19 protein-coding genes are annotated in these 12,701 nt (G+C 42.2%); all 19 read left to right on the top strand.

Translation table 11 applies throughout. The annotated features are described in order from the left end of the window. Positions 1 to 31: 31 nt before the first annotated feature. The 19 genes from TRNA_RS39370 to TRNA_RS39295 all read left to right on the top strand — a co-directional run bounded on the left by TRNA_RS39370 (position 32) and on the right by TRNA_RS39295 (position 12,700). Positions 32 to 298 carry a YqaH family protein gene (locus TRNA_RS39370; RefSeq protein WP_011198324.1) on the top strand — a complete coding sequence of 89 codons (267 nt, stop codon included), beginning with the start codon at positions 32 to 34 and terminating at the stop codon, positions 296 to 298. Positions 299 to 385: 87 nt separating this feature from the next. After that, the gene (locus TRNA_RS39365) at positions 386 to 628 is read left to right on the top strand and encodes a hypothetical protein (protein WP_011198322.1); all 243 of its coding nucleotides are present in this window, start codon (positions 386 to 388) and stop codon (positions 626 to 628) included. Positions 629 to 720: 92 nt separating this feature from the next. Beyond that, positions 721 to 1,278, top strand: a complete 558-nt coding sequence (locus TRNA_RS39360) for a host-nuclease inhibitor Gam family protein (RefSeq protein WP_011198321.1) — start codon at positions 721 to 723, stop codon at positions 1,276 to 1,278. A 3-nt stretch (positions 1,279 to 1,281) separates the two neighbouring features. After that, positions 1,282 to 2,214, top strand: a complete 933-nt coding sequence (locus tag TRNA_RS39355; protein ID WP_011198320.1) for an AAA family ATPase — start codon at positions 1,282 to 1,284, stop codon at positions 2,212 to 2,214. Continuing rightward, positions 2,214 to 2,651, top strand: a complete 438-nt coding sequence (locus TRNA_RS39350) for a DUF669 domain-containing protein (RefSeq protein ID WP_009329263.1) — start codon at positions 2,214 to 2,216, stop codon at positions 2,649 to 2,651. The genes TRNA_RS39355 and TRNA_RS39350 overlap by 1 nt, the downstream gene beginning before the upstream one ends. Before the next feature lie 60 nt (positions 2,652 to 2,711). After that, positions 2,712 to 5,129, top strand: coding sequence for a phage/plasmid primase, P4 family (locus TRNA_RS39345; RefSeq protein ID WP_011198319.1), 2,418 nt, complete (start codon positions 2,712 to 2,714; stop codon positions 5,127 to 5,129). A gap of 375 nt (positions 5,130 to 5,504) precedes the next feature. Next, positions 5,505 to 5,876: a hypothetical protein gene (locus tag TRNA_RS39340; RefSeq protein ID WP_011198318.1), complete on the top strand. Its 372-nt coding sequence runs from the start codon at positions 5,505 to 5,507 to the stop codon at positions 5,874 to 5,876. Next, a complete protein-coding gene (locus tag TRNA_RS39335) occupies positions 5,854 to 6,291 on the top strand; it encodes a hypothetical protein (RefSeq protein WP_011198317.1) in 438 nt (145 codons plus the stop codon). The genes TRNA_RS39340 and TRNA_RS39335 overlap by 23 nt, the downstream gene beginning before the upstream one ends. Next, a complete protein-coding gene (locus tag TRNA_RS39330; RefSeq protein ID WP_009329253.1) occupies positions 6,288 to 6,827 on the top strand; it encodes an ERCC4 domain-containing protein in 540 nt (179 codons plus the stop codon). Before TRNA_RS39335 ends, TRNA_RS39330 begins: the two co-directional genes overlap by 4 nt. Continuing rightward, positions 6,824 to 6,994: a Fur-regulated basic protein FbpA gene (locus TRNA_RS43485; protein WP_009329251.1), complete on the top strand. Its 171-nt coding sequence runs from the start codon at positions 6,824 to 6,826 to the stop codon at positions 6,992 to 6,994. The genes TRNA_RS39330 and TRNA_RS43485 overlap by 4 nt, the downstream gene beginning before the upstream one ends. A gap of 2 nt (positions 6,995 to 6,996) precedes the next feature. After that, entirely contained in the window at positions 6,997 to 7,119 is a 123-nt protein-coding gene (locus TRNA_RS44315) for a hypothetical protein (RefSeq protein WP_257227968.1), read from the top strand. Then, complete coding sequence (locus TRNA_RS39325; protein ID WP_011201737.1) at positions 7,082 to 7,510, top strand: putative metallopeptidase; 429 nt, start codon at positions 7,082 to 7,084, stop codon at positions 7,508 to 7,510. Before TRNA_RS44315 ends, TRNA_RS39325 begins: the two co-directional genes overlap by 38 nt. A gap of 69 nt (positions 7,511 to 7,579) precedes the next feature. Beyond that, entirely contained in the window at positions 7,580 to 7,852 is a 273-nt protein-coding gene (locus tag TRNA_RS39320) for a DUF5052 family protein (protein WP_011198316.1), read from the top strand. A 126-nt stretch (positions 7,853 to 7,978) separates the two neighbouring features. Then, positions 7,979 to 8,359 (top strand): ArpU family phage packaging/lysis transcriptional regulator, encoded by a 381-nt coding sequence (locus tag TRNA_RS39315; RefSeq protein ID WP_009329244.1) that lies wholly within the window; start codon positions 7,979 to 7,981, stop codon positions 8,357 to 8,359. Positions 8,360 to 9,097: 738 nt separating this feature from the next. Then, positions 9,098 to 9,322: a spore coat protein CotD gene (cotD, locus tag TRNA_RS43480; protein WP_006637235.1), complete on the top strand. Its 225-nt coding sequence runs from the start codon at positions 9,098 to 9,100 to the stop codon at positions 9,320 to 9,322. A 216-nt stretch (positions 9,323 to 9,538) separates the two neighbouring features. Beyond that, entirely contained in the window at positions 9,539 to 9,847 is a 309-nt protein-coding gene (locus TRNA_RS39310) for a hypothetical protein (RefSeq protein ID WP_041817053.1), read from the top strand. A gap of 26 nt (positions 9,848 to 9,873) precedes the next feature. Continuing rightward, on the top strand, positions 9,874 to 10,248 hold the full coding sequence (locus TRNA_RS39305) for an HNH endonuclease (protein ID WP_011198314.1): 375 nt from the start codon (positions 9,874 to 9,876) through the stop codon (positions 10,246 to 10,248). 230 nt (positions 10,249 to 10,478) lie between these two features. Next, entirely contained in the window at positions 10,479 to 10,994 is a 516-nt protein-coding gene (locus TRNA_RS39300; protein WP_011198313.1) for a phage terminase small subunit P27 family, read from the top strand. Then, positions 10,991 to 12,700 (top strand): terminase large subunit, encoded by a 1,710-nt coding sequence (locus TRNA_RS39295; RefSeq protein ID WP_003185362.1) that lies wholly within the window; start codon positions 10,991 to 10,993, stop codon positions 12,698 to 12,700. Before TRNA_RS39300 ends, TRNA_RS39295 begins: the two co-directional genes overlap by 4 nt. Position 12,701: the final 1 nt, after the last annotated feature.

Raw genomic sequence — 12,701 nt, 5'->3', positions numbered from 1 at the left:
ATTATACCGAAAAAAGAAAGGTGGTACGGGTATGAACCTAAACCGATTTCTAAAAGCTGACCGTGAAAAGGCGGAAAGGCTGTTCATTTCAACGCGAGATCTTATTTCGGAATTGCCTGCCGCGATCGAGGAACATGATTTTGAAGGATGTGTAGAAATTGCTGCAACAATCATTTTAAATTGCAAGGATCTTAAACGGATGGAGCACCCGGAACAGGTTGTTCGGCTTCACGAAATCGCGTCCAAATTTGCGAACAGGGGATTAAACGTTTCAACTGTAAGGAGATCGTTTCAATGAATATCGAACATCCAATGATCACGGAGATCAACCGTTACGGATATCCTTTGGAATATTTGAAAGACGAGGTAGAAAAGGAGGATGAAAATGGATCAAAAACAGATTGACTCAGTATTGCACCTTGTCGAATATGCATTGAGAAATGGTGGGAGGATTGACATTGTCTATCACTGTAAAAATGAAAAGGCAGCTCTTCAAAACGTGAAAGATGCCGCTGAAAATTTGAACACAGAGATTAATCAGCGTTCCTATGATAATAGCTTTTGGTACGAGACTGAAATTAACAGGAAAATTCAAATGACTGCATTTTATCCGTCAGCTTATGAATAAAAAAGCCGCCTTGGCAGAGGCGACTAAAAACAACACTTAACAACCTTATTTTAAATGGAGTTTATTACAAAATCAATTAGGAGGCAATATACATGAATCCTTTACAGGCGTTTGAACTAAACGAGATTTCAAATAATAGCCTGCAGCAGGAGAGCCGTCCACAGTTTGAGATTACGGACATGAATAGTCTAAATTGGGCGTTTCGGAAAATAGCTGCTTTAAAGACACAGGAAAAAGAAATCAAGGCTCTGGCGGCAACGGAAAGGCAGCGTATCGATGAATGGGAAACTCAGGAGCTAAAACCTCTCGCGGACAATCTGGCGTTCTTTGAAAAACTGGTCAGCGTTTATCACTCAAAGCAGCTCGTTCAGGATCCAAAAGCAAAAACACTTTCCACACCTTACGGTAAGTCAAAAAGCCGCACAATTAAAGAGCAGCCTAAGCCAACCGATAAGGATCAGCTTCTCAAGCATGTGAAAGAGGCCGGTCTCACTGAATTTATCAAAGAAGATGTCAAATGGGGCGACCTTAAAAAATCTCTGTCCATTAAAGAGGTGGACGGCAAAAAGGTTGTCGTTGATGAAAATGGACAAGTTGTTCCGGGCGTAGAAATAGAACCTGCCTCCACAAGCTTCAAAGTGGAGGTGTAATAGATGTTTCAAGTCACAAACGCACAGCGTGAAAAAGAAAAGGCAATTGTCGGCTTTATCGGGCCGAGTGGATCCGGAAAGACTGCCGGCGCCCTGCTAGTTGCTTACGGAATGATGCGGGAAGCATACCCGGATGCAAGTGATAAGGAAGTCTGGTCAAAGATTGGTGTTGTGGATACTGAGCACCGTCGCGCCAAACTGTATGCAAACTTGCAATTTGATGATGTACGGATTGGCAGCTTCAAGCACATCGATTTTACACCGCCTTATACCACAGAACGGTATCAAATGGCTCTTGAAGCAATTAAGGAAGCCGGTGCAGAAGTTGTCATAATTGACTCGCTTTCCCACAATTGGGCGGGGGAAGGTGGCATCGTTGAAAAACATGGGGAAATGCAAGGTAACTCATTTCAAAACTGGGGTAAACTTGCGCCCGAAACTACGAAATTAATAAAAACGTTAACGCAAAATGACGTTCACATTCTGGCGACGCTTCGGACCAAAACTGAGTACGTTGTTGAGCCGAACAGTGAGGGGAAAATGGCGCCGCGTAAGGTCGGGACCAAGCCTGTGCAAAAAGACGAAATGGAGTATGAATTCATGCTCAATTTCAATATTGGTATTGATCATTTGGCGGAAACATCAAAAGATAATACCCGCATGTTTGAAGGATCTTCTTTTAAGCTCAATCCAGAAGTCGGCCGCAAGCTTTACCAATGGCTTGAGCTCGGTATTGACGTGAAAGCAGAGGAAGAAGCCGAACGGATTCGATTGATTGATGAAATTAAAACAATCGTCGCCGGCAACGAAACAGCCGCCCAGATGATTGAAGAATTTCAGATCAAAGCAAATAAAAAACTTGATCAATGGACTATTAAGTTGGCATCTGCCGCACTTGATAGATTACAAGCTTTAAAGACTAAGGAGGAAAAATAATGTTTACAGTAGACCACAGCAAAGGTGAAGCTTTTGAACCGATTAAACCAGGAGAATACGAAGCGACAGTTATCAACTTTGAAGCCAAAACGGCTGCATCCGGAAATGAGCGCCTTGTCGTAGATTATGAAATTCGTTCTGACGTTGAGCAGCCATGCCAGGGCCAGAAAATTCTATACGACAATTTCACCGTTACGGAAAATGCAATGTGGAGATTTCACCAAGCATCAAAGGCCGCGGGTTTTCCAAACGGAATGCAATTTAAGGATCATATCGAATGGGCCAAGGCGTTTCTGAATAAACCGGTTCGCCTGCTTGTCGGGGAAAGAGAACATAACGGCAAGAAATATCCAGAAGTCAAAGCGTTTAAGCCGTCAGAAGCGCCAGCACCGGAAACCGAACCAATTAATATCAGTGACGATGATATACCGTTTTGATCATAAAAAACACATATGAGGGAGTGTATAGCTCCCTCGTTTTTAAAGGGGAATTATCACATGTACGAATTTAAAAACATACCGCAAGAGCTAAAAAACGCCCCTCAGTGGATTTTATGGCGTTCCGAAGAACGTGACGGTAAGAAAACAAAAGTGCCGTACCAGATTGACGGCAGCATGGCTCAATCCAGTAATAAAAGAACCTGGTCGACATTCCCGACCGTTTTGAAATTCTATAACGATCGAGATTATGACGGGATCGGCTTCATGTTTTCAAAAGATGATCCGTTCATCGGCATAGACATAGATCATTGTGTGGAGGACGGTGTCTTGTCCCCATTCGCTGAGGAAATCGTTCAGGCCATTAGCAGTTACACCGAATATTCACCCAGCGGCAAAGGAGTCCACATCATCACAAAAGGTAAGATCCCATTGCGGGGGCCGGGCACAGGTAGGAAAAATCCTGAACTTGGGCTGGAAGTATACCGCCATGGCCGTTATTTCACCTTTACCGGCAATAGTCTCGGGATCGGGGCCGTTGAAGAACGAACGGACGAGCTCAAAGAGCTTTTCGAGAAATATTTGAAGGATAAAAAAGAAGAATCGAAACCTTCCAAACTCCCTGCTGCTTCATCCCGTGATATGAGCAACCTCTCTAATAAGGAGATATGGGAAAGGATGTTCAACAGCAAGAACGGGAAGAGCATTCAGGATCTGTTTAACGGTCATCTGATAAATGATGATCACTCGGCCACAGATATGGCTTTGTGTAATCATTTGGCATTCTGGACGGATAAGGATCCCGCAAAAATGGATTCAATGTTTCGCGAATCAGGTTTGTTCCGGGAGAAATGGGATCGGCAGCATTCATCCGATGGCGCTACATATGGAGAAATGACCATTGCCGCGGCCGTTTATTCTACTCATACGACAATTTCTGATTTGCTGGAAGAGCAGCAGGAACAGCCGTATGAAATATATATTTCCCATCCCGAAAATTCTCAAGTTGAGGATACCGAAGAGATCATTGACACTCCGCCGGCGTTTCATTTGACGGAGCTCGGCAACGCTGAACGAATTGTCTACTACCACGGAAAGAATATTCGATATTGTAACGAGCTTGACTGGCTGATCTGGAACGGCAAGCGATGGGAAGAAGACAGCAAACGGAAAATTGAAGCTATCACCGCCAAGACATTACGGGCGTTGTACGGCGAGGCTAAGGCCACAGAAGACAAATTCCGAAAAAAGCAGCTGAACGATTGGGCGAAGAAATGCGAGCGCCGCAACATACGGATGAACACAATTTTAGATGTTCGGCCAATGGTTTCAGTGAGGAAGCAGGAACTGGATTCCCACAAATATCTTTTTAATTGCGATAACGGTGTGATCGATCTAAAAACAGGCGAACTTCTGCCGCATGATCGGGATCTGCTTTTCACGAAAATATCTCCTATCTCTTATCAAACTGATGCCGACTGCCCGAACTGGAAAACTTTCTTGGAAAGTATTTTTATAGATGACCAGGGCACGCCAAACTATGAAATTATTGATTTCATGCAAAAGGCAATTGGCTATTCGCTGACCGGGGACACCACAGAACAGGTCATGTTCTTTCTATTTGGAAATGGTCGGAATGGTAAATCAACTTTTATCAATACTGTTCAGCACCTGTTCGGGGACTATGGGCGGCAGACAAACAGCGACACCTTCATAAAGAAGAAAAATGACAGCGCCATAAACAATGACATTGCCAGGTTGGACGGCGCCCGGTTTGTGTCGGCTGTCGAGAGTGAAGAGGGACAGCAGCTGTCTGAATCGTTGGTGAAGCAGATCACTGGCGGAGAAAAGATGTCAGCGCGTTTTCTTCGCCAGGAATACTTTGAGTTTACACCGGAATTTAAAGTCTTCTTTACCACAAACCATAAACCGATCGTGAAAGGCAGCGATGAAGGTATTTGGCGCCGGATCCGGCTGATTCCGTTTACTGTCACGATTCCAAAAGAAAAAGTAGACAAGAAGCTGCCGCAGAAACTGGCTGCAGAAATGCCTGGGATCCTTCGCTGGGCTGTTGAGGGCTGTTTGAAGTGGCAGAAGGAAGGCCTGGGAGAACCGGAAGCGATCAAGAAGGCAACAGATGGCTATCGGGAGGATATGGACATTCTCGGTCCATTCATGGAAGAAAGATGCATCCAACATCCGAAGGCCAAGGTAGAGGCCAAGGAGCTCTATAAAGATTACAAAGACTGGTGTTTTGAAAATGACGAAATTGAACTGAAGAACCGGGCTTTTTATCGGCAACTCGAAATTCGTGGATTTAAAAAATATCGCGGCAACTATAACAAAAATTATTTTGATGGGATCGGTTTAATAAAAGAAAACCGAGATTTGCATAAGCAATTAAATCCTTTGAAACAGAGGCAGAATCCATCGGAATTAAAAAGTAATGTCACAAGTATTCAAAGAAAAAAATTATAAAAATTAATTATAGAAGGTGTCTATTTAAATTACGGTTTTGCTTCTCGATTAAAAAGTAACAAAAAAGTAACACTATACAATTTATGGAATCGGCTATAAACGTTGATACAATAAGGGGTTTAGGCCTTTTGTTAAAAACTGGTGTTACTTTTGATACTTTTCTGCTATGTTCCCTCTACTGAAAAAATAAATAAAAAATAAATATATATATTAATTATTTATAGGGCGTTAATAAATATTTGAGTATCAAAAGTAACAAAAAAACGTTCAATCCCTTGGGAGAGTAGGAGTGAGGCGTGTTTTTTGAAAAAGCAACAAAAGTAACGACATTATCTGGAAACGACTGTGAGAAATTGATGAAAGGAGATTTCAAACGTGAATTCAATAATGAAAATAGATGAAATGACCTTAACGGAAAAAAATAAATTGTATATCAATCAAAAAAGAGAAATTGATAGGTTGAACAAAGTCATTGAAGACTTAGAAAAACAACTAAGTGTTCGGAATGAAAATGATGAACAATCATTAATATCAACATTTTTGAAAAAGTATTCCTCTAAAATTTCCAAACAACAGATTGAGGCTAAACAACTTTATCAAGAATATGAAAAGTGGGTCAAAAGCTTATTACTAGGCAAAAGAAATTTTTATAATGTTGTAGCTACCTATGGTTATGAATTCAAACGAGGTAAAGGAAATAAGCTCTTTGTCAAAGGTGAGGGAAATGCACCCAAAACAAATTTGTGAAGACCTTGCCTTTTTAGGTTCACCTTTAGTTCTGGATGGGGATGACCTTTATATTGAGCATCCGGAGAACGTCTATCCAGAACTTGTGGAATTTGTTCAGTCACATAAAAAACGGATCATCCAGTATTTAAAAGGTGAATACTCAGTGCAGGATCATAAAGTCAAACAGACCATTGATAAAATCATCAATTATTTTATGGGCATAGATCAAGAAATGAATCCAAAAATAGACGACTGGTTCAATCATGAGTGGGATGCGGCAATCAAAGCCGCGAGATTGCTTGTTCTATTTTGGGAGAACGGCTGGAGAGATCTGAACAGCTCCGTTGCGAATTTTGAGGATGAAGAAACGGACAAACTCTCTTTAGAAATCTATGAAAGGGCCATGTCGTACTTTAAGGGGAAGAAAGCATGACGATTATTCACTATAACTATTCGGATACAGAATTAAAAAATATTCTCGACAGCATGATCATTATTGTGGATACGAGGGAGCAGAAGAACCAGCATGTTCTTGACTATCTCCGCAAAAAGAACGTATCTATCAAATTCAAAGGGATGAAGACGGGCGACTATTCTGCCATGATCCCGAAAAACGAGGAATACGGGATTAGCCGGGACATGTATTTGAACGCTGCTATCGAACGGAAAAATGGAGTTGATGAGCTGGTTCAATCCATTAAGGACCGTTCTCGGTTTGAAAATGAATTGATCCGTGCAGCCAAACACCCCTTCACTCTTCTTGTGGAGGATCTGGAAGGCTACCAAAAAATATTGAACGGAAAATATCGCTCACAATATAAGCCGCAATCTTTGCTTGGCAGCTTAAAAACGTTTGAAGTCCGTTACAATTTCTCAACCGTTTTTATTAATCCGAGCGCGACCGGAAACTATATCTATCACCATTTTCATTATATGGCCCGGGAGCTGTTAAAGGGGGGCCTTGTGTGAATGAATTAATGAAGGCCCTTTATTGTGAAAGGAAAAAGGACGAGCTTAAAGCGCGGCTGCTTAAAATGGGGTATTTTAAAACGCCTGACGGCCGGCAGCTGTACGAGCTTTCATTGGCTGAATTAGACGCAATATTCAAAAAGAAATTGATTGAAAGGGGAAAATGACCATGGCATTTGTAGGTTTTGAAGAATCACAAGAGGTGCGGCAGTTGGCCGAAAGTTTAATCGATAAGCATCACCCACATTTAAAAGATGAAGAAACACATTGGTTTTTACATCCGGGAAGGTAACAACAAATGGGCCGGGAAGGCAAAAAAATGCACGGCCTTTGAGCGCCATATGACCGATTACATGCTTTTTGTATTCATCAATAAGGAAGCCTGGAAGACGATGAACCCAGAGCAGCGCGCCGCCCTGGTCGATCATGAGCTTTGTCATTTTACCCGCGCGGAATGGGAGGAACCGGATCCGAATGACTCAAGCAAATGGGTTACTATGTACGGGCCCGCAGAAGATCCCGACAGCTGGGGGATCCGCGAGCATGACGTTGAAGAGTTTTCGGAAATCATTGAGCGTCACGGTCTTTGGGAAAAAGGGATTGAATCATTTGCTGCTGCCGTCCGAGAGGCTGACTATCAAATGAATATTGATGATGTGAAAAGACTTCAAAGGGTGAAATGATGGGAGGCGGCGGAGCCGTAATCAATCAAAACCCAATATTGGGGGCTGACCAGTGGAAGGAGCATGAGAATGAAAAAAGCTATTGCCACAATCGTAATTCTGCTGCTTGTCGCGTTGGCGGCAGGTTGTGAGTCATGGGATAGAATGGTGAAGGATTTTAACGCATCCAATAATGGATTAGAACGGACGGCAACTGTCTACGATCAGAACGGAAATAAGATCAAAACATACAAAGGCAAATTTGATGTTGAAGTCAATGACTATGGGAATAAGGTGAAATTCGACCTGGACGGAAAACGAATCATGATCAGCAATGCAGTTGTGATTGTGGAGGAAAACTAGGGGGGCAATCATGATATATGTGATTATAGGGATCCTCATTCTTGCCGCTTCATTCATCTGGATGGAGATTGCAGAAAGACGGATTCAGGAATGGGAAAAAGAAAAATGAACGAATGGAGGGAAAGGATGTCAAAGGAACAGCTATCTTTTCTCGATGATGTGGACGAAAAAGCCGTCCGGAAAATAGTCATCAAAGAATTGAAAAATTACCGCGCGCTCAAAGTCCAATTAGAGAATAAAAAAGAATGTTCATCTGCCGGCTTTAACATTTTCCCTTCCCTCCGGGATTCATTTACCGTTAATGAACTCAAAGTCAAACAGATGGAACGGGCTTTACAAAACAGCTTGGACGATGAAGAACGTTTGATTATCGAAAAGAAATACCTGACGGCTGCCAGGGTGAAAGACATCAATATTTATATGGAACTCGGCATGAAAAAGGATACCTATTATGAAATAAAGCAGCGGGCAATCTGCCGTATTGCAACAGCACTCGGAATTATCTGAGTGCTTTTTTCATCGAGAAAAACCCGACAAAATCCCGACATTTTTCCGATAATCGGGGGGATAAAGAGGGGGAATTTTTATGCGTAATTTATCGATAAGATTTACTTATCAAGAAATAACGGGATACGCACCATTCCCTTATCAAGGTGAATTCGGATACTCAAATTAAGGCGATGAAGAATGAAGCCAAACGGGAGGAGCATTCTGAGCCGGATCGCGCTAGTCTTGCGGCTTTGGTATCGGGAGATTATATGAAGTATGTTTTTTGGACATGCTGCCTTACAATGCTTGGCTTCCTCCCGAAGTATGTGTAAGGCGCAAATTTGAATAAGCGTTTAGCGTAAGGAGGAATTGTACAACTAAGATAAGAGGACAGTCCAAGACTGGACTATCGAGTATTATGGTATTAAGCGAGTAGACAAGTTTATTTTTTAAAATTTATTGCATAAAATAAAATACATCGAGAATTACCCCTTTTTTCAAGAGGTATCCTGAAGGATGCTTCTTGTTTTTTTGAATGAATTCGAATAGACAAGCTGCAAATATGGATCGAAATCATAATAACTTCTCTCCTTTCAGTTTAAGTATCCTTAAAAAATTTTTGAGGATGCTTTTTTTGATTTAGGCTGTGGATAGTACTCGATCGGACAAATATGGGTGATTGTAATGGTACATGTATACACTGTTTATCATAGTTTAATAATGAATATGATCAATGAATGAAAGGAGAGCTTAGTCATGTTTCATTGCAAACCAAATGTGATGCCGCCAATTGTACACCCGACTAATTGTTGTCAAACTCATACTTTTTCTAAAACAATTGTGCCGCATATTCATCCGCAGCATATAACAAATGTGCATCATAAGCATTTCCAGCATGTGCATCAATATCCACACACTTATTCTAGTTACGATCCTGTTACACACTCTCATACTCATTGTGGTAAACCATGTTGTAACTAGTGGGATTAAACAATGACTGTATGGTTTACAGTGCATCATCATATATAGCACCCAACTGGGTGCTTTTTTATGTTCTCTGTAAACCGGGTCCAGTAAATCTCAGAATAAACGATTGGCGGCCAATGAGAGCCTCTGAGTGTGGGCCCGGTTTAGAAAGAATATACCAGGCGCTTTCCCAAACGAGAGGGCGTTTTTTATTTGAGGGAGATGATCCAAATGGAATCGAAATGCAAGCATTGCGGTGAGGTTCATGGAGTTTTATTGCGAGAGGAGAAAAGGGAGAATGGCGTTGAAATTGGGTATATTCAATGCCCCGCCTGCCAGCATAGGGCCGTGTTTTCTGTGACTACCCCACAAATTAGAGTCCTCCAAAAGCGTATTAGAGGTGTAAAGAACCAATATGCGAAAGCCAAGAGGCTAAAGAAAGCCGAGCGCCTTTTGACAGAGTATTTCAATTTAAAGGAGCGTATTGGCCTACTTATGCAGCCTTTAGTCGAGCAAGCAAATGAAGATCTGAATCAATAAGTGTTTGAAACTGAAGGAGGATTACAATGCCGCCTAAACCATTAAGGGAGTGCAAGGCCTATGGGTGTAAGGCCCTTACCCGAGAGGGCTACTGCCCTGACCATAAGCACGTCCAGCAGGAGGAAACGAAACATTACAACAAACATTCAAGAAACAAAACATTAACAAGTTTTTATAAATCAACAGATTGGAAACGAACAAGAGAACTTGTTTTGCTTCGAGACAATCGTCTTTGCCAGCGATGCTTGAGAGAACATCGATTCACTCCTGCCGACATGGTCCATCATATTGTGGAGGTGAAGCAGGACTGGTCCAAGCGTTTAGACTTTTCAAACCTTGAAAGTCTCTGCAATGCTTGCCATAACAAGGTTCACGGCGACCGAAGCAAGTCGGTCAAGTAGGGATACCCCCCTATGAAAATCCTTGGGAAGCAACCGCCCCGGGAACGGCGCCCCATCTTCTGCAAACAAACACCGCTTTTCAAAGTTTCCAAAAACGCAAAGAACCCTCCCGGCACATTTGCCGAGAGGGCTTGATATGACTGGTTTTGTTGTCACCTTCATCATAGCATGCTTGGTGAAAAAAACAAGCGAAAAATTGCAATTTTTTTAATAGAAATGAGGTGAAAAACATGCCGAGACCTGCAAAATCCGCAGCCCTTCAATTAATACAGGGCAATCCAAATAAAAAGAATACGAAAGAGCTTGCAGCCAGGGCCAAACATGAAAAAAAGTTGAAAATGCGCTCTGAAAATATCAAACCGCCTACCTGGCTGGATAAGGTGGCTAAAAAAGAATTTAAGCGGATTGCTGCTTTATTATCTGAGGTGGAAATTATGACGGAGGCGGATATCAGCATGTTAGCCGCCTATTGTAATGCCTATTCTCAGTACATTTCTATTACAAAAATTATTGAGGAAGACGGCATCATGATTCATACAGAGGGTCAAGGTGAAAACGGGAAGCCGGTCAAGTTGATTGGAGAAGAGCATCCCCTACTGAAACGACAGAAAAACTTCTATGATCAAATGAAATCGGCTGCTAATGATTTCGGACTCACACCGTCTGCACGTGCCAAGCTCGCGATCACGAAAACCCAGGAAGAACGGGAGAAGACTTTAGCAGAAAAGGAGTTTAGTAATGTATGAATACAATTAAACAGTTTATGATTGATTACTCGCGCGATGTGATATCGGGCGAGATTGTTGCGTGCGAAAAGCATATATGGGCTTGTCAGCGGTTTTTAAATGATATTAAAAGAGAAGGAACAAGAGAGTTTCCTTACGTGTTTGACGATGAAAAAGCCCGTCGCTTTCTTTACTGGATGACGCAATTCAAACATACAAAAGGGCCATTAGCTGGTGAAAACATAGTTCCAGATCGTATTCAAATCTTTATTTTCGGTAATGTTTATGGCTGGATTCATAAAGATACAGGATACCGCCGTTTTACAAAAGTGTATTGGCAGGTTGGCCGTAAAAATGCAAAGACTCAGAGTCTAGCATGTGTTGCATCCTATGAAGCAATGGCAAACAATGAGAAAATGTCTGAAGTTTATATAGGGGCAACAAAGACGGAGCAGGCTCAAATATGTTGGAAGGAGATAAAAGCCCAAATAGAAGGGTGCGAACTTCTAAACAAACCTGAGCAAAAATACAGGATTGCATACAGCACCATTGAACACCCAAAAACAAATTCAACCATCAAAGCTTTATCTAAAGATGCAGGGAAGACCGGTGACGGATTTAACCCGCAATGCGGCATAATCGATGAATATCATGCTCATAAAACGTCAGAGATTTACGATATCCTGGAGTCGGGGATGGGCGCAAGAACGCAGCCGATCATGGTTATTATCACGACAGCGGGGCACGAGTTAAACAATCCGGCCTATCGTGTGGAGTATGATTATGTTTCACGTCTTCTCGATCCAAACAAAGTAGAGACAAATGAACAGTATTTTGTCATGGTGAACGAAATAGATAAAGACGATGACATAAAGGATGAAAGGAATTGGATAAAGGCTAATCCGATATTAGCTTCTCATGAAGTTGGGAAAAAATATTTGCGAGATCGTCTTGAAATGGCTCTGGCTGTTCCTGAAAAGATGAGGGATTTCCTGACCAAGAATATGAATGTTTGGGTTAATATGCGCGACGGTGGATACATGGATATGCAGGCTTGGAAGGATTGCGGATCTGATCAGTTCCCTGATTTATCCGGCCGTGAGTGCTATGTAGGGATTGACTTGTCAAAACGAATTGACCTGACAGCTGTCTCGTTTATTTTCCCATTGGATAATGGGAGCTTTGCTGTGGATAGTCACGGTTTTATGCCTGAAGATACCTTCTATGAGCGCATGAAGACAGATAACGTGCCGTATGATTTGTGGAAGGAAAAGAACTGGTTAACCGTCACCGACGGCGCTGTTGTCGATTATGACTATATCAGGGCTTACATTAAAAAAATGGAGAAAGAGAAAGGCTGGCGGATCAAAGAAATTGCCTATGACCCGTATAATGCTACACAGTTTGCCCAACAGATGGAGGCAGACGGATATGTGATGATTGAAATTCGGCAGGGTGTTGCCACACTTTCAGAGCCTACGAAAGACTTCCGCGAAAAAGTGAAGGCGAAAAAGATCATCCATAATAAAAACGATCTGCTGACTTGGGCTATGGGGAACGCCGTTACAAAAGTGGATGCCCAGGAAAATATAATGCTGGATAAGTCCAAGTCCACACAACGGATTGACCCGGCAGCCGCGCTTATTAATGCACATGTTCGGGCTTCACAAATTGATACGGCGATCGACTTAAACGCTTATATTCAGTCTGGATCTTTCAGTCTGTAGG

The organism is Bacillus licheniformis DSM 13 = ATCC 14580 (genome assembly GCF_000011645.1).
GTDB lineage: Bacteria > Bacillota > Bacilli > Bacillales > Bacillaceae > Bacillus > Bacillus licheniformis.
The sequence above is the reverse complement of the archived record's forward strand: the minus strand, read 5'-3'. Positions and strand labels throughout refer to the sequence as shown.

Bases quoted from the DNA above. Each gene is read 5' to 3' on its own strand.
- cotD (WP_006637235.1), top strand. From the start codon at position 9,098: ATGTTTCATTGCAAACCAAATGTGATGCCGCCAATTGTACACCCGACT.
- TRNA_RS39335 (WP_011198317.1), top strand. From the start codon at position 5,854: ATGCACCCAAAACAAATTTGTGAAGACCTTGCCTTTTTAGGTTCACCT.
- TRNA_RS39320 (WP_011198316.1), top strand. From the start codon at position 7,580: ATGAAAAAAGCTATTGCCACAATCGTAATTCTGCTGCTTGTCGCGTTG.
- TRNA_RS39365 (WP_011198322.1), top strand. From the start codon at position 386: ATGGATCAAAAACAGATTGACTCAGTATTGCACCTTGTCGAATATGCA.
- TRNA_RS39295 (WP_003185362.1), top strand. From the start codon at position 10,991: ATGAATACAATTAAACAGTTTATGATTGATTACTCGCGCGATGTGATA.
- TRNA_RS39355 (WP_011198320.1), top strand. From the start codon at position 1,282: ATGTTTCAAGTCACAAACGCACAGCGTGAAAAAGAAAAGGCAATTGTC.
- TRNA_RS39300 (WP_011198313.1), top strand. From the start codon at position 10,479: ATGCCGAGACCTGCAAAATCCGCAGCCCTTCAATTAATACAGGGCAAT.
- TRNA_RS39315 (WP_009329244.1), top strand. From the start codon at position 7,979: ATGTCAAAGGAACAGCTATCTTTTCTCGATGATGTGGACGAAAAAGCC.
- TRNA_RS39305 (WP_011198314.1), top strand. From the start codon at position 9,874: ATGCCGCCTAAACCATTAAGGGAGTGCAAGGCCTATGGGTGTAAGGCC.
- TRNA_RS39350 (WP_009329263.1), top strand. From the start codon at position 2,214: ATGTTTACAGTAGACCACAGCAAAGGTGAAGCTTTTGAACCGATTAAA.
- TRNA_RS39370 (WP_011198324.1), top strand. From the start codon at position 32: ATGAACCTAAACCGATTTCTAAAAGCTGACCGTGAAAAGGCGGAAAGG.
- TRNA_RS39360 (WP_011198321.1), top strand. From the start codon at position 721: ATGAATCCTTTACAGGCGTTTGAACTAAACGAGATTTCAAATAATAGC.
- TRNA_RS39310 (WP_041817053.1), top strand. From the start codon at position 9,539: ATGGAATCGAAATGCAAGCATTGCGGTGAGGTTCATGGAGTTTTATTG.
- TRNA_RS39345 (WP_011198319.1), top strand. From the start codon at position 2,712: ATGTACGAATTTAAAAACATACCGCAAGAGCTAAAAAACGCCCCTCAG.
- TRNA_RS39330 (WP_009329253.1), top strand. From the start codon at position 6,288: ATGACGATTATTCACTATAACTATTCGGATACAGAATTAAAAAATATT.
- TRNA_RS39325 (WP_011201737.1), top strand. From the start codon at position 7,082: ATGAAGAAACACATTGGTTTTTACATCCGGGAAGGTAACAACAAATGG.
- TRNA_RS44315 (WP_257227968.1), top strand. From the start codon at position 6,997: ATGGCATTTGTAGGTTTTGAAGAATCACAAGAGGTGCGGCAGTTGGCC.